Source organism: Luteimonas sp. A649, from assembly GCF_054072735.1.
Genome location: NZ_JBSVRQ010000001.1, coordinates 37,531 through 57,871, shown reverse-complemented (window position 1 = coordinate 57,871; position 20,341 = coordinate 37,531). Strand labels below are relative to the sequence as shown.

Annotated in this window: 20 protein-coding genes; 13 read left to right on the top strand and 7 right to left on the bottom strand. The window is 69.3% G+C overall.

Translation table 11 applies throughout. The features are described 5' to 3' along the window. Positions 1-2 precede the first annotated feature (2 nt). Positions 3-2,528: an ABC transporter permease gene (locus tag ACW5E8_RS00300; protein ID WP_456963514.1), complete on the bottom strand. Its 2,526-nt coding sequence runs from the start codon at positions 2,526-2,528 to the stop codon at positions 3-5. Next, a complete protein-coding gene (locus tag ACW5E8_RS00295) occupies positions 2,525-3,241 on the bottom strand; it encodes an ABC transporter ATP-binding protein (RefSeq protein ID WP_456963513.1) in 717 nt (238 codons plus the stop codon). The genes ACW5E8_RS00300 and ACW5E8_RS00295 overlap by 4 nt, the downstream gene beginning before the upstream one ends. Before the next feature lie 83 nt (positions 3,242-3,324). Here ACW5E8_RS00295 and ACW5E8_RS00290 point away from each other — a divergent pair, with 83 nt between their 5' ends. Continuing rightward, the gene (locus tag ACW5E8_RS00290; RefSeq protein ID WP_456963512.1) at positions 3,325-3,996 is read left to right on the top strand and encodes an arylesterase; all 672 of its coding nucleotides are present in this window, start codon (positions 3,325-3,327) and stop codon (positions 3,994-3,996) included. A 15-nt stretch (positions 3,997-4,011) separates the two neighbouring features. On the opposite strand, the gene ACW5E8_RS00285 is transcribed toward ACW5E8_RS00290, so the two are convergent. Then, a complete protein-coding gene (locus ACW5E8_RS00285) occupies positions 4,012-4,731 on the bottom strand; it encodes a M23 family metallopeptidase (RefSeq protein WP_456963511.1) in 720 nt (239 codons plus the stop codon). Between the two features lie 3 nt (positions 4,732-4,734). Beyond that, the gene (locus ACW5E8_RS00280) at positions 4,735-5,715 is read right to left on the bottom strand and encodes a L,D-transpeptidase family protein (protein WP_456963510.1); all 981 of its coding nucleotides are present in this window, start codon (positions 5,713-5,715) and stop codon (positions 4,735-4,737) included. A 169-nt stretch (positions 5,716-5,884) separates the two neighbouring features. Here ACW5E8_RS00280 and ACW5E8_RS00275 point away from each other — a divergent pair, with 169 nt between their 5' ends. The 4 genes from ACW5E8_RS00275 (at position 5,885) to ACW5E8_RS00260 (ending at position 7,578) form a co-directional block, all read left to right on the top strand. After that, a complete protein-coding gene (locus ACW5E8_RS00275; RefSeq protein WP_456963509.1) occupies positions 5,885-6,445 on the top strand; it encodes a DUF3016 domain-containing protein in 561 nt (186 codons plus the stop codon). A 7-nt stretch (positions 6,446-6,452) separates the two neighbouring features. Continuing rightward, positions 6,453-6,737 carry a DUF4031 domain-containing protein gene (locus tag ACW5E8_RS00270; RefSeq protein WP_456963508.1) on the top strand — a complete coding sequence of 95 codons (285 nt, stop codon included), beginning with the start codon at positions 6,453-6,455 and terminating at the stop codon, positions 6,735-6,737. Positions 6,738-6,775: 38 nt separating this feature from the next. Then, positions 6,776-7,243 carry a peptide-methionine (R)-S-oxide reductase MsrB gene (gene msrB / locus ACW5E8_RS00265; RefSeq protein WP_456963507.1) on the top strand — a complete coding sequence of 156 codons (468 nt, stop codon included), beginning with the start codon at positions 6,776-6,778 and terminating at the stop codon, positions 7,241-7,243. 92 nt (positions 7,244-7,335) lie between these two features. Beyond that, the gene (locus ACW5E8_RS00260; protein WP_456963506.1) at positions 7,336-7,578 is read left to right on the top strand and encodes a DUF3297 family protein; all 243 of its coding nucleotides are present in this window, start codon (positions 7,336-7,338) and stop codon (positions 7,576-7,578) included. 140 nt (positions 7,579-7,718) lie between these two features. Here ACW5E8_RS00260 and ACW5E8_RS00255 read toward each other — a convergent pair whose 3' ends face one another. Beyond that, positions 7,719-8,162: a PepSY domain-containing protein gene (locus ACW5E8_RS00255; RefSeq protein ID WP_456963505.1), complete on the bottom strand. Its 444-nt coding sequence runs from the start codon at positions 8,160-8,162 to the stop codon at positions 7,719-7,721. A 186-nt stretch (positions 8,163-8,348) separates the two neighbouring features. On the opposite strand from ACW5E8_RS00255, the gene ACW5E8_RS00250 reads away from it, so the two are divergent. From ACW5E8_RS00250 to ACW5E8_RS00230, 5 genes are all read left to right on the top strand, one after another. Continuing rightward, positions 8,349-8,699, top strand: coding sequence for a BON domain-containing protein (locus ACW5E8_RS00250; protein ID WP_456963504.1), 351 nt, complete (start codon positions 8,349-8,351; stop codon positions 8,697-8,699). 159 nt (positions 8,700-8,858) lie between these two features. Next, the gene (locus ACW5E8_RS00245; RefSeq protein ID WP_456963503.1) at positions 8,859-9,632 is read left to right on the top strand and encodes a hypothetical protein; all 774 of its coding nucleotides are present in this window, start codon (positions 8,859-8,861) and stop codon (positions 9,630-9,632) included. A gap of 150 nt (positions 9,633-9,782) precedes the next feature. Further along, positions 9,783-11,303, top strand: coding sequence for an acetyl-CoA hydrolase/transferase family protein (locus ACW5E8_RS00240; RefSeq protein WP_456963502.1), 1,521 nt, complete (start codon positions 9,783-9,785; stop codon positions 11,301-11,303). A gap of 102 nt (positions 11,304-11,405) precedes the next feature. Beyond that, the gene (locus ACW5E8_RS00235; RefSeq protein WP_456963501.1) at positions 11,406-12,359 is read left to right on the top strand and encodes a DUF2167 domain-containing protein; all 954 of its coding nucleotides are present in this window, start codon (positions 11,406-11,408) and stop codon (positions 12,357-12,359) included. Beyond that, a complete protein-coding gene (locus tag ACW5E8_RS00230; protein WP_456963500.1) occupies positions 12,356-13,069 on the top strand; it encodes a hypothetical protein in 714 nt (237 codons plus the stop codon). Before ACW5E8_RS00235 ends, ACW5E8_RS00230 begins: the two co-directional genes overlap by 4 nt. Before the next feature lie 199 nt (positions 13,070-13,268). On the opposite strand, the gene ACW5E8_RS00225 is transcribed toward ACW5E8_RS00230, so the two are convergent. Next, positions 13,269-13,766, bottom strand: a complete 498-nt coding sequence (locus tag ACW5E8_RS00225; protein WP_456963499.1) for a hypothetical protein — start codon at positions 13,764-13,766, stop codon at positions 13,269-13,271. A 59-nt stretch (positions 13,767-13,825) separates the two neighbouring features. On the opposite strand from ACW5E8_RS00225, the gene ACW5E8_RS00220 reads away from it, so the two are divergent. Then, positions 13,826-15,109 (top strand): hypothetical protein, encoded by a 1,284-nt coding sequence (locus ACW5E8_RS00220; RefSeq protein WP_456963498.1) that lies wholly within the window; start codon positions 13,826-13,828, stop codon positions 15,107-15,109. Positions 15,110-15,229: 120 nt separating this feature from the next. Here ACW5E8_RS00220 and aceE read toward each other — a convergent pair whose 3' ends face one another. Next, a complete protein-coding gene (gene aceE, locus ACW5E8_RS00215) occupies positions 15,230-17,923 on the bottom strand; it encodes a pyruvate dehydrogenase (acetyl-transferring), homodimeric type (RefSeq protein WP_456963497.1) in 2,694 nt (897 codons plus the stop codon). A 178-nt stretch (positions 17,924-18,101) separates the two neighbouring features. Between aceE and ACW5E8_RS00210 the strand changes: the two genes are divergently transcribed. Further along, positions 18,102-19,901: a sensor histidine kinase gene (locus ACW5E8_RS00210; RefSeq protein ID WP_456963496.1), complete on the top strand. Its 1,800-nt coding sequence runs from the start codon at positions 18,102-18,104 to the stop codon at positions 19,899-19,901. Further along, positions 19,898-20,338 carry a response regulator gene (locus ACW5E8_RS00205; protein WP_456963495.1) on the top strand — a complete coding sequence of 147 codons (441 nt, stop codon included), beginning with the start codon at positions 19,898-19,900 and terminating at the stop codon, positions 20,336-20,338. The genes ACW5E8_RS00210 and ACW5E8_RS00205 overlap by 4 nt, the downstream gene beginning before the upstream one ends. The last annotated feature ends 3 nt before the right edge of the window (positions 20,339-20,341 follow it).

Below are 20,341 nucleotides of genomic sequence, written 5' to 3'. Positions count from 1 at the left end.
CCTCAGCCCTGCAGTTCCCTCAGGGTCACTGCCGGCGGCGCGTCGAGTACGCGCCGTGTGGCCCAGAGGCCCGCGACCAGGGCCGCGGCCATGCCGGCCAGACCGCCCAGGGCCGCCATCCCGATGTCCGGCTCCCACGGCAGGTCGAACACCTGCGTGGCCACCACGCCGGCGAGCACTGACGCCGCGACTGCCGCCACCAGTCCCGACAGCAGGCCGATGGCCGCGAACTCCGAAGCCTGCGCCAGGCGCAGCTGTCGCCGGCTGGCACCGAGCACGCGCATCACCCCACCTTCCAGCAGGCGCTCATCCTGGCTGGCGCTGATGGCCGCGAGCAGCACCAGCAGGCCGGCGGCCAGCGCGAACCAGAACACCACTTCGACCACGGTCGAGACCTGGTCGGCGGTGTTCCTCACCTGCTCCAGCACGGCGTCGACGTCGATCACCGAAACGTTCGGATAGCGCTCGACCAGCGCGCGGGTGAACGCGGTGTCGCCCTGCGGCACGCTGACCGCGGTGATCCAGCTTGCCGGATAGCCTTCCAGCGCGCCAGGCGAGAACAGCACGAAGAAGTTGGGCCGGAAGCTTTCCCAATCGACCTCGCGCAGGCTGGTGACCGTGCCCTCGATGCGGCGCCCGGCGATGTCGAACGCCACGCGGTCGCCCAGCGCCCATCCCAGCGATTCGGCGAACCCGGTCTCGACCGACAGCTCCACGCCACTGCCGCCTTCCGGACCCCAGAACGCGCCTGCGGTCACCCGGTTGTCATCGCGCAGGGCGTCGGCGGTCGACAGGTTGAACTCGCGGTCGGCGCGCCGCTGCGCACGCTGCGCGTCCTCGCCTTCTTCATCCGCGTAGTCGGCACCGCTTACCACCTCACCGTTGTGCGTGGCCAGGCGCCCGCGCACCATCGGGTACAGCACCGGCTCCGCCAGCCCCTGCGCGGCGGCGACTTCGGCCACGCCGGCGACCTGGTCCTGCTGCACGTTGACGATGAAGCGGTTCGGCGCCTCCTCTGACAGCGCCAGCTGCCAGCGCGCGACCAGGTCGGTGCGCACGAACGTCAGCAGCAGCAGCGCCATCAGGCCCAGGCCCAGCGCCGACACCTGGGCGATGCTGGTGCCGGCGCGGCGGCTGACGTTGGCCAGGCCGTAGCGCGCGCTCCCGCGCAGCCGGGTGCGCAGACGGCGCACCGCGAGGATCATCAACCAGGCCAGCAGAGCGAGCACGCCCAGCGTGGCCGCGATGCCGACGAGCATCGCGATCGCAAGCGTCGCCGACCCTGCCTGCCACCACAGCAGCGCGCCGATGCCGGCCACGCCCGCAGCGAGCACGAGCAGCGCCGCCGGCTCGGTGGGATCGAGGTCGCGGCGCAGCACGCTCAGCGCCGGCACGCGGCGCAGCGCCAGCACCGGCGGCGCGGCGAAGGCAAGCAGCACCACCATGCCGACGCCATAGCCGCCCAGCGCCGGCATCACGCCGGCCGGCGGAATCGCAATGCCGAGCATGCCCGCCAGCCAGCCACCGATCACCCACTGCAGCGCCCACGCGATGGCCACGCCCACGGTGCAGGCAAGCAGGCCGAGCATCAGCAGTTCGCCGATGTGGATGCCGGCAAGCGTCCCCTGGCTCGCGCCCAGGCAGCGCATCACCGCCGCGCCCTGCAGGTGGCGCGCGCTGTGCCGGCGCGCGGCCATCGCCACCGCCACCGCGGCCAGCACCACCGACACCAGCGCGGCCAGGCCCAGGAAACGACCGGCGCGATCAAGCGCGGAACGCACTTCGGGGCGCGCATCCGCCGCGGTCTCCAGGCGCTGTCCACGCGCGAGGTTGTCGCGCGCGACGGTGGTAAAGCGCTCGACGGCGCCGGCATCGTCCCCGGCAACCACCAGCCGATAGCGGATGCGGCTGCCCTCCTGCACCAGGCCGGTCGCGGCGAGGTCGTCGGGATGGATGAACACCTTGGGCGCGACGTTGAAGTAGTCGAGCGCGGCATCGGGCTCCTGCACCACGAGCGCGCCGAGCCGGAGTTCGAGCTCGCCGATGCCGACGCTGTCGCCGATGCGGGCGCCCAACGTGTCGGCGCCTCCGCGGCTCATCCACAAGGTGCCGGGCGCGGGCACGCCCGGGGCCGCGCGCTCGACGCCGTCGGCGCCGGCGATGCGGTACTCGCCACGCAGCGGAAAGCCCTCGCCGATCGCACGCAGCTCGCCGAGCTTCAGCTGGACGTCGGCGCCGCGGCCGACGCGCACCATCGTGTCGAGTTCCACCGTGTCGGCGATGCGCAGGCCGGCGCTCTCCGCCGCATCGCGCGCCCGGCCTTCGATCGGGGCATCGGAGCGCAGCACCGCGTCGCCACCAAGCAGGCGGTTGGCCTCGATCGCCAACGCACGCGCGGCGCGATCGGTCACGAAGCCCACCGCGGTGACGGCCACCACCGCGAGCACCAGCGCCGCCAGCAGGATGCGCACGTCGCCCGACGCCAGGTCGCGCCGCAGCTGGCGCCAGGCAAGCCCGGCGATCTTCATGCCGCCTGCCCGCTGTCGGCGACCAGTCGCCCGCCCTCGATGCGCAGCGTGCGCCGGCAGCGTTCGGCCAGGTGCTCGTCGTGGGTCACCAGCACCAGGGTCGTGCCAGCGTCCTGGTTGAGCGCGAACAGCAGCTCGATGATCGCCTGGCCGGTAGCGGTGTCGAGATTCCCGGTGGGCTCGTCGGCGAACATCAGCGACGGCCCGGTAACGAAGGCGCGCGCGACGGCCACCCGCTGCTGTTCGCCGCCCGACAGCTGGCGCGGATAGTGGGCCAGGCGCTCACCCAGGCCGACCCGGCCAAGGATCGCGCGCGCCGGCCCTTCCGCGTCCGCATCGCCGCGCAGCTCCAGCGGCAGCATCACGTTCTCGAGCGCGGTCAGCGAGGGCAGCAGCTGGAAGTTCTGGAACACGAAGCCGACCTTCTGCGCACGCACCCGCGCGCGGCCGTCCTCGTCGAGCGTGGACAGCGGGGCGCCGTCGATCGTCACCGCGCCGGAGCTCGGCGCGTCCAGGCCGGCCAGCAGCGACAGCAGCGTGCTCTTGCCCGAGCCCGAGGGACCAACCACCGCCACGCTCTCGCCCGGACGGATGCTGAAGCCGACGCCCTCGAGGATCACGAGCTCGCCACCGGGCAGCTGCACGCGCTTGCCGAGGTCGCTGGCGACGAGCGCCGGGGTGGTGGCGGCAGGGGTTCGGGAGGAGTCAGCCATGGTGTCCTTCATCGGGGCATGATGTCCGCTTCGCCGCCACGGTGTAACCGGGCAGCACGACGGACAGGAGCGGGAGTCGCGGGATGAAGACTGGATATTGGGGGCTGCGGCGCCGGCTGCAATGTGCCATGGGTTTGTGCCTGCTGTTCCTGGCCACCGCCGCGCATGCGCAGCCATCGTCCGAGGTGGCACCCGGGGACGCTGCGCCACGCACCGTGCTGGTCATGGGCGATTCGCTGTCGGCCGCCTACGGCCTGCGCGCGGAACAGGGCTGGGTGGCGCTACTGGCCGAGCGCATGGCGGACGGTCATCCGGACTGGCGCGTGGTCAACGCCAGCATCAGCGGCGAAACCAGCGCCGGTGGCTCCGCGCGCGTGGTGGGCGAGGTGCTGCGGCACCGCCCCGACGTGGTGGTGATCGCGCTGGGCGCGAACGATGCGCTGCGTGGACTGCCGCTGGCCGAGCTGAAGTACAACCTCGCCCGCATGGTCGGGGCGTCGCAGCACGTCGGCGCGCGGGTGTTGCTGATCGGCATGCGCATGCCGCCCAACCTGGGGCCCGAGTACACGCAGGGCTTCGAGCGCACCTACCGCGAGCTCGGCGCGTTCTTCGACATCCCGCTGCTGCCGTTCCTGCTCGAACCCGTCGCCGTGGACAGGAGCCACTTCATGGACGACAACCTGCATCCGACCGCCGACGCACAGCCGGCCATCCGCGACCACGTCTGGCAGGCACTCGCACCACTGCTGCGCTGAAGCCGGCACCACGCGTCAGCGCGTTTCGACGGAAAGCAGCGGCCAGGGATCAATCGCCGCGCCCTCCCACCAGCGTTGTTCCGGACCCAGCACGAAGATGGCGAAATGCAGGTGCGGCGCTGTCGGATCCGCGTTGCCACTGCTGCCCACGTACCCGATCACCTGACCCTGACGGACATGCTGCTGCTCCGCCAGCCCTGGCGCATAGCGCTCCAGATGGGCGTAGTAATAGGCATGGCGTCCGCCGGGCTCGAACTGGTAGATCGTCAACCCGCCCTGCCTGCTGTCAAAGAGCTTCTCGATATGGCCGTCCGCCACCGCCAGCACCGGCGTGCCGGCGGGCGCCATGATGTCGAGCGCCTCGTGCACGCGCCCTCCGCTGCGCGCGTCCTCGAAGGTGGGCGACAGTTGCGACGGCGCCACGCCCTGCACCGGAACCACGAGGCCAGACGGCAGCACCGGCGCACTCACCTCCATGGGCGGGACGGATCCGGTGTCGACCGGGAGCGCCGGAATGCGTGGCTCGCCTCCTGCGGGGCCAAGGGTGGAGTCACCCGCCCCGGCTTGCATCGAAGTGGGCGCTGCCTCCACTGCACGCCCGCCCGAAGCATCCACAGGCACTGTCGTTGCACGCGTGATGTGCAGCACCTGCGCGCGCTCCGTTGGCGACATCAGCGCCAGATGCACCGCCGCCGCCAGCAACAGGCCGGCCAGGGCCATGGCGATGTACTTCATTCGTTATTCCTGCAGGACCGCCGGCGTGCCGGGCTTCACCGCCTCGGCCAGCGCGCGCACGTTCCAGTTCGTCAGGCGGATGCAACCGTGGGAATCGGTCTTGCCGACGTGCGCGGGCAGCGGCGTGCCATGGATGCCGTAGTGCTCCCTGGACAGGTCCACCCACGCCACGCCGACCGGGTTGTTCGGTCCCGGTGCCAGCGTTGCCTTGGCGTGCGAGGGATCGGCGTCCCAGAACAGGTCCGGGTTGTAGTGGAAGGTCGGATCGAGCGCGACGCCCTGGATGGTCCATTCCCCGATCGGCAGCGGATCATGCTCGCTGCCGGTGGACGCGGGGAACTGGGCTGCCACCGTGCCGTCGGCGGCAAGGAGCTGCACGACGGAATCCGACTTGTCGACCACCACCTTCGCGATCTCCGGCAGCGGCGCCGCGGCGGTCACGCCAGGCACCAGGATGCGCGTCCCCGCGGCGGCCAGGTCGGTGTCGGGATTGAGCCGCTGCAGCAGCGCCGGGCTGGCGTGGAATTTCTCGCCCAGAGCTTCGGCGGCGCTTTCGAAACCGAGTGCATCGAGCTTCGCCTTCTCGATCATGTCGTCGGGCAGCTGTCGGAACGGGCCGGCGACATCCCCTGCCGCGAGTTCGTGTTCGACCAGCACCGGCGCCGCATCCATGTTCAGCGCCTCCCAGGTGGCGGCGTCGAGTTCGCCGCTGGCCGTCAGGTCGCGGCTGCGCTGGAATGCAGCGATCGCTCGTTGGGTGTTCTCGCCGCCCAGGCCGTCGATCTCGCCGGGTGAGAAGCGTGCCCGCTCGAGCAGCACCTGGGCGCGCAACATGGCGCCGTCGCCGGACGTGGTCGCCGCGTCGTTGGCAGCATGCCCGGCGGCCTTCACTGCGGATTCCGCGATGGATCGGGCGGACACGGACTGAGGAGCCGATCCGAGGATCATGCACAGTGCGATGGCAAGCGGCTTGGCCAGGGTCATGCGTTCGTCCTTGGTGGTCAGGTCGCATGGGATGCTGCTGCAGCCGCGACCCGGGTAGCGTGAAGGGTGCGGCGAGGGCTGAACGCACCCTGCAACCCGTATGGAATGCGATTGCCGCGACGCCGACAGGAAGAGCAGACTCGGGGTCCCGACCACAGGAAGGTGTGCCATGTCCCGCCTGCATGTCCCGGCGCTTCTGATCGGCGCGCTGCTTGCACTCGTGCTGGCAGGCCCCGCGAGCGCGATCAACGTCACCGATCCCGACTATCCCCGCAGCCTGGAGCAGGACGGCCCCGTGGCCGTGTCGTGGACGGACCCGTCGCTCTTCACCGAGATCCGCCACAGCCGCAACCGCTTCGAGGCCCGGAATGGCGACTGGGTCCGCGACATCGCCAGGCACGTGGCCAGGCGTTCCGCCAGCGCCCTCGCACCCGGCGAAACGCTCGAGGTCGAGATCACCGACATCAAGCGCGCCGGCGAGTTCGAGCCTGGTGGCGGTCGCAACGACCACGTGCGCATCGTCCGCGACATCTACCCCCCCCGGATACACCTGCGCTATGCCCGACGCGATGCCGCCGGAAGCATCGTCGACAGCGGCGAACGCGAACTCACCGACCTCGGCTTCCTGCACAGGGCCGGCGGTACCGTGTCGATGAGCGACGGTTTGCGGCACGAGAAACGACTGATCGACGATTGGGTCCGCCGCGACCTGGCGCGCGGGGCGCGCTGACCGCGCAATGACGGTCTATGTGGACGACGCAGTCACGCTCTGGCGCGGCCGCCGCTGGGCGCACCTGATGGCCGACACCCTGGACGAGCTGCACGCGTTCGCCGCGGCGCTGGGCATGCCCCGCCATGCCTTCCAGGACAAGACCAGCGGTGCGCACTACGACGTCACGGCCGAACTGCGCGCACGCGCGATCGCGCTCGGCGCGGTGCCGATCTCCCGCCACCGCGATCGCGAACAGATGCGTGCGGTGATCGCCAATGCCCGCCGCCAGGGGCGCCGGCACCTGCGGTAAAGGGGATAATGCGCGCGTCCACCCCGCTGGAGCCGCCAATGTCCGCCTTCGACCTTTCTCCACCCGATGATGCGCAGCGACGCGCGCTTGCCGAAGCGCTCGATGATGACGCCCGTCGCGTGCTGCTCGCGCATGGCACCGAGGCGCCCTTCTGTGGCGCCTTCCTCGACAACGGACGCGAGGGCGCCTACACCTGCGGGTTCTGCGGCCTGCCCTTGTTCCGCTCCAGCGCCAAGTTCGACTCTGGCACGGGCTGGCCGAGCTTTTTCCAGCCCCTCGACCCGGCACACATCCGACTGGTGCGCGATATCAGCCACGGCATGGTGCGCGTCGAAGAGGTCTGTGCGCGCTGTGGCAGCCACCTGGGCCACGTGTTCCCCGACGGGCCGCCGCCCACCGGCGACCGCCATTGCCTGAACTCGGTCGCGCTGGGCTTCGTGGCCGAAGGCGAGCCGCTTCCCGACCTCCTCGACCGCGGCGCGCCGGAAGGCCGTCCGCTGGGCTGAAGACTGCAGCACGCAGCGCAGCCAAGTATGCTTTTGCGCCACGCGCAGGCGCTGGCGCCCGCTCCCGCGGCAAACTACACGATGGAATCCATATGACGCAGACCCCGCCCGACCGCCTCAGCAACCACCCCGGCAGCCCGCACTACGACGAAGCCATCCTCGGCCGCGGCATCGGCATCGTCTTCAACGGCGAGGAGCGCACCAACGTCGAGGAATACTGCGTCAGCGAGGGCTGGATCCGGGTCGCGGTGGGCCGGGCGCTGGATCGCCGCGGCAACCCGATGACGATGAAGATCAACGGTCGCGTCGAGCCATATTTCCGCAGCGGCGAGTAAGCCACGGCGGGGCGCGCCATGCGCCCCGCACGCCATCCTGCCTTCTGTGGGAGCGGCTATAGCCGCGACCGACCCCGCCGGAATCGCGGCTATAGCCGCTCCCACGGGTGCTGCTGGTTGGTGCCGCCTGTGCGCCCGCGTCAGTCGCGATCCTTGCCGACCACGCGTCCGGTCTCCGGATCGAGGGTCAGTTTCATCTCGCGGCCGTTGGCGTCGTCGGCTTCGGCGGTCCACATGCCGTCTTCGAACTCCACGTCGTGGATGTCTGCGTAGCCCGCGGCCGTGAGCTTGGCGCGCACATCGGCCTCGCCCAGCTGCGCGACCCTGTCTTCGGGATAGACCTCGCCGGTCGCGGGGTCGATGCGCAGGTCCACGCGCTGGCCGTCGGCGCTGCGCGCATCGGCCTGCCACACGCCGTCTTCGAACTCGATGTCGTTGACCTTGGTATAGCCCTTGGCCTCGAGCGCGGCGCGTACCTGCGGCGCGGTCATCGCGTCGGCCTGGGCGGTCTTCTCCTGCGCAGCGGCGACACCCGCGCACAGCGCGAGCGAGAGGGCGATCGTCAGCGTGGCTGCATGTTTCATGTGTCCGTCTCCGGATCGTGGGGAAGGGCCAGTGTTCGCGCAGCAGTGCGAAACGGCGATGAAGGCGTGCCGTTCGAAGGTGCCGTTCCAAGGGTCCCGTTCATGCGCTGCTGCCTGCGCTCACATGACGTCGATACGCGGGCAGACAGAATCGCAGCCTCCCCGAACCAAGAACGGAGCGTCCCCATGAACAAGCGCATTCAGAACGGCACCTTCACGGCAACGGCCTTGGCCCTGCTCCTGGCCGGTGGCAATGCCCTGGCCGCCGACGATCCGAAGACCGAGCGCTCGGACAACGCCGATTCGGCGCAGCCGGCGGGCGATACCTGGATCACCACCAAGGTGAAGGCCAGCCTGCTCGCCGATGAAGACGTCGCCGGCCTGCAGATCGACGTCGAGACCCTCAATGGCGTGGTGACGCTGGGTGGCGATGTCACAAGCCAGGCGCAGATCGACGAAGCACGCCGCATCGCGTCGGAAATCGAGGGCGTCACCGACGTCGACACCACCGCGCTGCGCGTCGACGCGACCGAGTAACCCGAAGCCAGGCGCACTTGCGCCAGTGCACATGAAGACACCGGCTGCATGGCCGGTGTCTTTTTTTGCGTTTGTTAGCGACGCCTGCGCACGCCTTGCACACGGACGCAACCCGCCACGCGCAATAGTCGTCCTTCCCCCACGACGCTGGAGCATCACATGAGCAATCGAGACAGCACCCCGGACGCCAATCGCGACCCGATCACTGGCACGCCCGGATCGCACCCCGTCGGCGTGGCCGCCGGCGGCACTGCCGGTGCGCTCGCCGGCGCCGCGGTCGGCAGCATCTTCGGGCCGATCGGCACGCTTGTCGGCGGCGGTATCGGCGCGGTGGGCGGTGCGGCCGGAGGCAAGTCCCTTGCGGAACGCGTGGACCCGACCGCCGAAGTCGAATATTGGCGCGAGGGCGCAGAGCAGCGCGACTACTACCAGCGCGACCGCGACTTCGACCGTGACTATGCGCCGGCCTATCGCATGGGCGCCGAATATCGCAACGAAGCCGGGATGCGCGAATGGAACGAGGCCGAGTCGCAGCTGAAGAACCGCTGGGATGAAACCCGCGGTGAATCCGGCCTGGACTGGGAACGGGCGCGCCCGGCTGTTGAAGATGCCTACACGCGCACCGACCGGACCTATCGGGCCTACGAGGACACCGATAGGCACTACGCGCAGCAGTACGACAAGGCGGGGTATCACAACGCCGACTACGGCTTCGAAGACTACCGTCCGGCCTATCGCTATGGCACGCAGGCACGCACGTCACGGCCGGACGCCTCGTGGTCGCCCGATACCGAATCGGAGCTGGAGCGCGGTTGGGACAAGGCCAAGGGGCAGTCGCGCCTGGGATGGCAGGAAGCGAAAGAGGCGGTGAAGGATGCCTGGCATCGCGTCGAGAATCGGCTGCCTGGCGACATGGACCGCGACGGCCGCTGAGTCCCGGCAGGCCAGCTGCATCAACCACGACGCACGGCGCCCGCAAGGGCGCCGTGCATGCTTGCAAGTGCCGAAACGATGCATTCCTCCCGTCCTGCGGGCGTCCGGGGCATTAAAATGAGCGTTTGAATCCTCCGGAGCACCACGCTCGTGACCGACCGCATCCGCCATCCCCTGTTCCGCGACCGCATCCTTTCCGCGGATGCCGCGGCAGCCATCATCGAGCCGGGCATGACCGTCGCGATGAGCGGCTTCACCGGAGCCGGCTATCCCAAGGCGGTACCCCGGGCGCTGGCGGCGCGGATGGAACGCGCGCATGCCGCGGGTGATCACTTCCGCGTCAAGGTCCTGACCGGCGCCTCAACCGCACCGGAGCTCGACGGCGCGCTGGCGAAGGTCGAAGGCATGGAGCTTCGCCTCCCCTACCAGTCCGACCCCGCCGTGCGCGAGCGCATCAACGCCGGCACGCTCGATTACATCGACATCCATCTCAGCCACGTGGCACAGCACACCTGGTTCGGCTTCTTCGGCGATATCGATGTCGCCGTGGTCGAGGTCGCCGGCATCCGCGAGGATGGCCGCCTGGTTCCATCGTCGTCGGTGGGCAACAACAAGACCTGGCTGGAGCAGGCGGACAAGGTCATCCTGGAGGTCAATTCCTGGCAGCCCGCCGCGCTCGACGGCATGCACGACATCTACTACGGCACCGCGCTGCCGCCCGACCGCAGGCCGATCCTGCTCGAACACCCCGATGACCGCATCGGCGAGCCCTGGCTGCGGGTGGATCCCGACAAGGTGGTGGCAGTGGTCGAAACCCACGCCCCCGACCGCAACTCGTCCTTCAACCCGCCCGACGAGGCATCACGGCAGATCGCGGGCCACCTCATCGACTTCTTCCGCCACGAGATCGCCCGCGGACGGCTGACCGACAAGCTGCTGCCGCTGCAGTCGGGCGTGGGCAACATCGCCAACGCCGTGCTTGCCGGACTGGCCGACAGCGGCTTCCAAGGCCTGGCCGCCTACACCGAGGTCATCCAGGACGGCATGCTGCATCTGCTGAAGGACGGCGTGCTGCGGATGGCCTCCGCGACCTCGTTCTCGCTCAGCCCGGCGGGCATCGAGCAGTTCAGCGCCGACGTCGACTTCTACAGCCGGCGCATCCTGCTGCGGCCGCAGGAGATCTCGAACCATCCCGAGGTGATCCGCCGCTTGGGCTGCATCGCGATGAACGGGATGATCGAGGCCGACATCTACGGCAACGTCAATTCCACCCACATCGCCGGCAGCCGGATCATGAACGGCATCGGCGGCTCCGGCGACTTCGCGCGCAACGGCTACCTGTCGGTCTTCATGTCGCCCAGCACCGCCAAGGGCGGCAAGGTGTCCGGGATCGTGCCCATGGCCAGCCACGTCGACCACACCGAGCACGACACCATGGTGATCGTGACCGAGCAGGGCCTGGCCGACCTGCGCGGCCTGTCGCCGCGGCAGCGCGCCCGGCAGATCATCGCCAAGTGCGCACACCCCGACTTCCGCCCGATGCTCGAGGACTATTTCGACCGTGCCAGCCGCGACAGCCACGGCAAGCACACGCCGCACCTGCTCGGCGAGGCCCTGTCCTGGCACCAGCGCATGGTTGATACCGGGGACATGCGCCCTGCAGGGTGCTGAACCCGCAGCCGCCGATGCGGCGCGGGCAAGTGCCGGGCCAGGAGGCCGCGCGTGCTACCCGGCGGAGCGGCGACTGCTAGGATTGCGCGTCCGGGCGCCGCGATGGAGCGGCCCTGGCGATGGGGATCGCCAGTCCGGACGGAGGCCGCCAAGCGCGGCCGCACAACTTTTACAGGGGAAAACCGGATGCGTAACACGATCCTTCCAGCGCTTGGCGCGGCGGTACTCGTTCTGGCTGCGCTGGCGTTTCCGGCGATCGCCCAGGACGCTGAACACGATCCGATCGGCGAACTGCCCTGGCAGTTTGGTCCGACAACGGGCGAAATCGCCGGGCACGCGACCATCCAGGTGCCCGAAGGTTTCGCGTTCCTGGGCGCCGAGGGGACGCGCGACCTCGAAGTGCTGATGCAAAACCCGCCCTCGGACGCCGACCAGTTCGTGGTGGCGCCGCACGATCTCGCCTGGGTCGCCTACTTCAACTTCAGCTCCGTAGGCTACATCCAGGATGACGAGTCGCTGGAAGCGGACGCCTTGCTGGACAGCATCACCGAGGGCACCCGCCACAGCAACGCAGAACGCACGAAACGCGGCTGGGACACGCTCAGGATCCTCGGCTGGTCGTTCCAGCCCAAGTACGACGGGCAGCTCAACGCGCTTGAATGGGCAATCCTTGCCGAGACCGAGCAATCACAGTCCCGGATCGTCAACTACAACACCCGCCTGCTGGGCCGGCGCGGGGTGATGGAGGTGACGCTGGTAACCGATCCGGAATTGCTGGACGGGTCGGTCGCCACGTTCAAGACGCTCATGCCCGGTTACGAGTTCGCCGCCGGCGAGAAGTACGCAGAGTTCAAGCCGGGCGACCATGTCGCCGAGATCGGCCTTGCCGCACTGATCACCGGCGGCGCTGCTGCGGTCGCCTCCAAGAAGGGCTTCTTCGCCGCCATCGGCGTCGCGTTGCTGAAGTTCTGGAAGCTGCTTGCCGTCGCGGTGGTCGGCGGCGGCGTCTGGCTGCGCAGGCTGTTCGGTGGCAAGAACGAGAAGCCATCGCGGTGATGCTGGATGCCGGCGTCCTGCTGGCAATGGGCCTGGTCGCGTTCTACGTGCAGGACTCGTCGCAGCTGCTTTACGTGGACGAGATCGTGGTGGTCGGCACGCGGCGCGGGTGGCGGTTCCGGCTGGGCTCGCTGGAACTCGGGGGACGCTTCCTGCATGTCCCGAACCCGCTGCTGCCGGCGCGCGCGATGTTCCGCGCAAACTGGCTGGAGGCGGACCGGAGCGTCCAGGAGTCGCCTGCCGGACTGTCGGAGTTCGTGGCCGAGCTCGTAGCGTTGGGGCGATGTTGCGTCGCCCTCTGTTTCCTGCTGCTGGTGGCGCTGCCCGCCGCGATCCTCGCCTACCGGGTGCCAAGCGTGCTGCTGGCGATCCTCGGCTGCGCGTACGCGGTGATCGCCCTGATGCTGGCGCTGCTTGCGCGAAGGCGCCGGCGCCTGGGCCTGTCGGGGCGGGACGTCGTTGCGCTCGGCATCGGGGCGCTGCTCTGCCCTCCGCATGCCATCAACCTCGTGCGCAAGGTCTGCCTGGTACGCGGCCTGCGTGGTGATCCGCTCGCCTTCGCGGCCCGGACACTCGCTGCGGCGGACGGCGCATGCCTGCGCAAGGGGATCGAGGCCCGCATCGACCTGGTCGCGCGTGCCGACGACAGTGCCATCCACGTCGACGGCATGCGCGCCCAGCTCGGACATGTCCGGGAGACGCTGCCATGAGTATGCGAAGCGACCGCCCGGCGACGGGGACGCGGGCGACGGTGACCCCGCAGCCCCGGCGGCCGACGAGATCCGCGACATCGCGCAGCGACGCTCGGCCGCGATCAACGCGGCCTACGACGAAGCGATGCGGCGATTCCGGTAGCGGCAGTCCTCCGCGAGCCACGGCAGTACACGCCCAGAGCCTGAGACCCCGCACTCAGGGCGTCTCCGGCTGCTCCCCGTAATGCAGCCAGAGCCTGGCCAGGCGCTCGTTCACGAAGACCCGCGCCTGGAATCCGGCCTGCCTCGCGGACAGCTCGCAGTACTCGACCTCGTCGAGCCCATGGGGCTTGACGTGGGCGATGCGCACCGACGCCAGGTTCGAGCCGGCGAGGCTCACGACCAGCGCCTGCCACTCCACCGCTCCAAGCGCGGGCCCGCGGAGCTCATCGACCAGGAGCACGAAATCCGGGCGGTCCCGCCGGCTTTCCTCAACGATTTCCCGCCAGTAGGCCATCGTGGCCTCGAATGACGCAGGGCCGCGCACGTGGACGCGCAGCGTCCGCGCCTCCCGTGATTTGACAATCGACAGCCCGTCCATCCGTACCGTCCAGCCCGCTTCCATCCTGCTGAACAACGCGCAAAGCCGCATGGAACGGCCGGAGTCAAGCCCCGAAAACGGCACTTCGTCACGTTTGGCACGGTCATTGCTCACGCTTTCCAATGGGAACGCGGACTCACCCGCGAGTCACATCCGGAAAAGGGAAAACAGCAATGGGCAAGACACGTAACCGTACGGCGCTCGCGGGCGCCCTCTCACTGGCCATCGCTTCGGGGAGCGCGCTCGCTGAGCCGCGCATCGTCTCGGTGGTCACGATGGACGACCTGGGCGCGTTCGTCGTACTCGGCGAAGACCTGCAGTACTCGCTCGGGCGTTCACGGATTACGCTCGGTGACGTGGGGGACATTTCGCGTCATTGCATGCGCTCGCGCGGCCCCGATGCGCTGGCCATGCTGACCTGCACGCTGCCCGGCGGCCTGCCGCCGCCCGGCGACTACATGCTGACCATCGAACACTTCAGCAGCCAGGGCACCACCCAGCTGGACTATGGCCTGACCATTGGTGCCGTGGGCGCGCGGGGCGCCACCGGCGAAGCCGGGCAGACGGGTTCGCAAGGGCCTGCCGGCGCAGCTGGCGCAACCGGCCCCGCCGGCGCACAGGGTCCCACCGGTGAAACCGGCATTGCCGGCCCACAGGGCCTCGTCGGCGATGCCGGCCCGGCCGGTCCGCAAGGCGAGCCGGGCCTGACCGGCGCGATCGGTCCGCAGGGTGAGCAAGGCGTGGCCGGCCCGATGGGCCTGCAGGGCGAGCAAGGCCTCACTGGCGCAACCGGTGCTGCCGGTGCGACCGGCGCGGCCGGACCGCAGGGTGAGCAAGGCGTGGCTGGCCCGACGGGTCTGCAGGGCGAGCAAGGCCTCACTGGCGCAACCGGTGCCGCTGGTCCGCAGGGCGAGCAAGGCTTGACGGGTGCGGCCGGTGACGCTGGTCCGCAGGGCGAACAGGGCGCGATTGGTGCCACCGGTGCCATGGGCCCCATGGGTCCGATCGGCCTTGCGGGATCGGCGGGCGTCGCAGGCCCGGCAGGTCCCGCCGGTGCGATCGGACCCGCGGGTCCGCAGGGTCCGGCCGGTCCGGCGGGCATCTCCTCGATCGGCTTCACCACCACCACGGCCAGCATTCCGTCGGGCTCGATCCGTCGCGGCATCGGCCAGTGCGCCTCCTACGAGGTCGCGGTCAACGGCGGCGTCTACGTGGCCAACCACGCGGCCGACAACTTCAACCTCGACAGCGTCAGCGGCATCTACATGAACACCAGCGGCGTGGGCAGCAATGCGCGGGAATGGGTGGTGATCGCCTCGAACCGCCGCCTGTTCGGCAGCTCGGAAACGGTCACGTTCTGGGTCGCCTGCGCGCGGTCCGATGCGGGCGGATCGTCCGCGATGCGGGCCGAAGCCGCGGCCCCGTGGCGCTTCGACGGCAAGCAGCTGGCCGAGTGAGTCCGGTCAGGGGCAGGGACGCCCCACTCCGGCCGTAAAAGCGAAGGCACGCCCCAGGGCGTGCCTTCGTGCTTTCCAGCAGTGCGTCCCACGCGACGGACAGCCGCTGCGCGGGTACGGTCACGCGTGCAGCGGGTTCGGCCGATCGGTGTCGATCTTGTAGAGCTTCAGCGCACGCGCCGCGTCCTTCGCGGTCATCTTGCCGTCCTTCGCCAGCGCATCGATCGCCGCATGGGCGATGTGGAAGCGGTCGACCTCGAAGTGACGACGCAGGTTGGCGCGCGTGTCCGAGCGGCCGAAGCCGTCGGTGCCCAGCACCGTGTAATGCATCGGCACGAAGGCGCGGATCTGGTCGGGGAAGGCGCGCACGTAGTCGGTGGCGGCGATCGCCGGGCCCTGGCGGCCTTCCAGCAGCCCGGTGACGTAGGCCTTGCGCGGCTTCTTCGCCTCCGGGTTGTGCCGGTTCCAGCGCTCGGCATCGAAACCGTCGCGGCGCAGCTCGGTGAAGCTGGGGCAGGACCAGATATCGGCGGTGACGCCGAAGTCCTTGTCCAGCAGCTCCGCGGCGGCGATCGCCTCGCGCAGGATCGTGCCGGAACCCAGCAGCTGCACGCGCAGCTCGCCCTTCTTCGGCTTGCCGGCATCCTTGAGCAGGTACATGCCGCGGATCACGCCCTCGGCCGCGCCCTCGGGCAGTGCCGGATGGGCGTAGTTCTCGTTCATCAGCGTGATGTACCAGTACTCGTCCTGCTGCTGGTCGAGCATGCGCTCCATGCCGTGCTGGACGATCACCGCCACTTCGCCGGCGAAGGTCGGGTCGTAGGCGCGGCAGTTGGGGATCGCGCCGGCCAGCAGGTGGCTGTGGCCGTCCTCGTGCTGCAGGCCTTCGCCATTGAGCGTGGTGCGGCCCGCGGTGGCACCGAGCAGGAAGCCGCGCGCGCGCATGTCCGCCGCCTGCCAGGCGGCATCGCCGATGCGCTGGAAACCGAACATCGAGTAGTAGATGTAGAACGGCAGCATCGGCAGGTCGTTGGTGCTGTAGCTGGTCGCCGCCGCCATCCACGAGGCGAACGCACCGGCCTCTGAGATGCCTTCCTGCAGCACCTGTCCGGTGGCGTCCTCGCGGTAGTACATCAGCTGGTCGCGGTCGACCGGCTTGTACTTCTGGCCGTCCGGCGCGTAGATGCCGATCTGGCGGAACAGGCCCTCCATGCCGAAGGTGCGCGCCTCGTCGCAGACGATCGGCACCACGCGCGGCCCCACCTGCTTGTCGCGCAGGGTGATGCCCAGCGACTGCACGAAGGCCATGGTGGTGCTGATCTCGCGCTCGCCGGTGTCCTTGAGCAGGCGCTCGAAGACCTCGAGCTTCGGCGCGACCAGCGTCTGCGTGCTCTTGCCGCGGCGCTGCGGCAGGAAGCCGCCCAGCGCAGCGCGGCGCTCCTTCATGTACTCCACTTCCTCGGACTTCTCGCCGGGGTGGAAGAAGGGCACCTCGCCATCCTTGAGCTGGGCGTCGTCAAGCGGGATCTTGAAGCGGTCGCGGAACGCGCGCACGGCGTCGTCGTCGAGCTTCTTGGTCTGGTGGGTGGGGTTGAGCGCCTCGCCGGCGCTGCCCATGCCGTAGCCCTTGACCGTCTTGGCCAGGATCACCGTGGGCTGGCCCTTGGTTTCAACCGCGTTCTGGTACGCGGCGTAGACCTTGTGCGGGTCGTGGCCGCCGCGATTGAGGCGCCAGATGTCATCATCGGAGAGGTTGGCCACCATCTCTGCGGTCTCGGGGTACTTGCCGAAGAAGTTGTCGCGCGTGTACTTGCCGCCGAAGGCCTTGCAGTTCTGGTACTCGCCGTCGACGGTTTCCATCATCAGCTTGCGCAGCGCACCGTCCTTGTCGCGCGCCAGCAGCGGATCCCAGTAGCTGCCCCAGATCGCCTTGACGACGTTCCAGCCGGCGCCGCGGAAGTTGCCCTCCAGCTCCTGGATGATCTTGCCGTTGCCGCGCACCGGGCCGTCCAGGCGCTGCAGGTTGCAGTTGATGACGAAGACCAGGTTGTCGAGGCCCTCGCGGCCGGCGATCGAGATCGCGCCCAGGCTCTCGGGCTCGTCGGTCTCGCCGTCGCCGAGGAAGCACCACACCTTGCGGTCGGTCCTGGGCATCAGGCCGCGGGCCTCGAGGTACTTCCAGTTCCGCGCCTGGTAGATGGCGGCGATCGGACCCAGGCCCATCGAAACCGTGGGCGTCTGCCAGTAATCGGGCATCAGCCAGGGGTGCGGATACGACGGGATGCCGCGGCCGTCGACTTCCATGCGCAGGTGGTCGATCTGCGACTCGGTCAGGCGCCCTTCCAGGAAGGAGCGCGCGTAGATGCCCGGCGAGGAATGGCCCTGGATGTAGAGCAGGTCGCCCGGGTGGTCTTCCGACGGCGCGCGCCAGAAGTGGTTGAAGCCGACGTCATAGAGCGTGGCCGAACTGGCGAAGCTTGCGATGTGGCCGCCGAGGTCGCCGGGCTTGCGGTTGGCGCGCACCACCATCGCCATCGCGTTCCACCGGATGATCGAGCGGATGCGCCATTCCATGGTCTGGTCGCCGGGGATCTTCGGCTCCAGGTGCGGCGGGATGGTGTTGATGTATTCGGTGGTCGGCGCGAACGGCAGGTGGGCGCCCGCGCGGCGGGTCAGCTCGACCATGCCCTCGAGCAGCTGGTGCGCACGGCCGGGGCCGTCGGCGTCGATGACCGCCTTCAGGGACTCCAGCCACTCCTGGGACTCGGTTGGATCCGGATCGTTGTCGAGGACGTCGTTCAGCCAGCTGTTCATCTCTGCTCCCGCACCGGCGCGCCGGCCGTGTCAGTCATGGTCTATGGACCCCGCATTCTACCAGCGCGGTCATCCGGCGTTTGCCACCGGGCGGTGCTTGACGGATGATCCTGCGGCCACCGGTGCCCTCCATTCGCACGCCGCCGGCCGTACCAATCCAGGGGACCCACCGCTGCCCATGCCCTTCGCCTCGTACAAGGTCAGCCCGCACTGGCGCGCACTCCTGCTGGCCGCCGCCGTGCTCCTGATCGTGGTGGGGCCGTTCGCGCTGTTGCGCATGGCGGAGCAGCGCACGCGTGACGCGGAAGCCCTGGTGGCCCATACCCTCGAGGTCGAGACCAACCTGCAGATGGTCAGCGCCGCGGTGCGCAACATCGAGGCGGCCGCGCTCGAGCGCGCCTTGGGCGCCACCGCCCCGGTCCTCGAGGAGCGCCTCGACTACAGCCGCACCCTGGTCTTCCCCACGCTCGACCGCATCGAGCAGCTCACCCGCGAATCCGCCCGGCAGCAGGTGCGCGTCGGCACCCTGCGCCAGAGCATCTCGCAGCGCCTCGACCAGATCGCGCGCCTTGTCGACAGGGATGGCCGCATCGACAACGACGAGCTGCAACGCCTGGCCGAACACTTCCCGGTCCAGGCCCCGATCGCGGAGATGGTCCGCGCCGAGCGCGCGCTGCTCGACGACCGCATCGTTGCGGCCGACCGCACGCGGCGCCAGGCCAACTGGCTGGCCACCGGCTCGCTTGCCGCGCAGATCCTGCTGCTGTTCGGCCTGGCCACGCTGGCCGTGCGCGACTCCGACCGCCGCACCCGCGCGGAGGCCGCGTCGCACCGCGCCAACTCGCGCGCCGGCGCGGTGCTCGACACCGTGCGCGAGCCCATCGTCCTGCTCGACTCGGGGCTGGAGATGGTGATGTACAACGCCGCCTTCGCCGAACTCTTCGGCATCGACGGCGACCAGAGGGGCCGCGCGCTGAAGGGCATCGGCGGCGGCGCCTGGGACGACGCCGAGATGCTGCGGCGGCTGCGCGACGTCCTCGCCCGCGGCCGCGAACTGTGGGACTACGAACTGCGCCAGCGCACCGCCGACGGCATCGACCGCGTGATGCTGGTCAACGCACGGCTGATGGAGCTGCCCGACAACGACGAATCCGTCGCCCTGGTGACCGCCAGCGACATCAGCCTGCAGAAGGCCAGCGAGGAGCACATCCGCGACCTCAACCGCCAGCTGGAAGGGAAGGTGGAGCAGGTTTCGGACGTCAACCGCGAACTCGAGGCCTTCAGCTATTCGGTCTCGCACGACCTGCGCGCGCCGCTGCGCCACATCGCCGGCTTCGCCGACAAGCTCCGCCGCCACCTTGGCGACGACATCGACGACAAGGGCCAGCACTATATCCAGGTCATCGGTGGTTCGGCCAAACGCATGTCCGAGCTGATCGACGACCTGCTGGTGTACTCGCGCCTGGGACGCAGCGCGCTGCGCCTGCAGGCGGTGGACATGCAGTCGCTGTTGGAGGAAGCGCGCGCGATGCTGGATGCCAATGCCGCCATCGACACGCCAGGCCACCACATCCAGTGGCAGATCGAATCCATGCCCGTGCTGGTCGCCGACGAGAACATGCTGCGCCAGGTCTGGAGCAACCTGCTGGGCAACGCGGTCAAATACAGCGCGCAGAGCGAACCGGCGGTGATCACGGTCGGGCACCAGCTGGGTGACGATGGCGAACACCTGTTCACGGTGTCCGACAACGGCGCCGGCTTCGACATGGCCTATGCCGGCAAGTTGTTCGGGGTGTTCCAGCGCCTGCACGCGCCCAGTGAGTTCAGCGGCACCGGCATCGGCCTGGCCAGCGTCAAACGCGTGGTTACGCGGCACAATGGGCGCATCTGGGCCGAATCCGAGCCCGGCAAGGGCGCCACCTTCCACTTCACACTCCCAGCCAACCTGGACCTGGGTCCACGGAGCCACAACGCATGACCGCCATCCGCACGATCCTCCTTGCCGAGGACAGCCCGCACGACGCCGAAATGGCGATCGATGCGCTGCGTGACGCGCACCTCGCCAACCCGATCGTCCACGTCGAGGACGGCGTCGAGGCACTGGACTACCTGCTCCGCCGCGGCCGCTTCGCCGACCGTCCCGAGGGCGACCCGGCGGTCCTGCTGCTGGACATCAAGATGCCGCGCATGGACGGCCTGGAAGTGCTGACCCACCTGCGCGAGCACGAGCACCTCAAGCGCCTGCCGGTGGTGATCCTGTCGTCATCGCGGGAAGAGAACGACCTCGCGCGCAGCTGGGACCTGGGCGTGAACGCCTACGTGGTGAAGCCGGTGGACGTGGACCAGTTCTTCGAGGCCGTGCGCACGCTGGGCAAGTTCTGGGCCGTGCTCAACGAAAGTCCGTCCGAGGGCTGATCC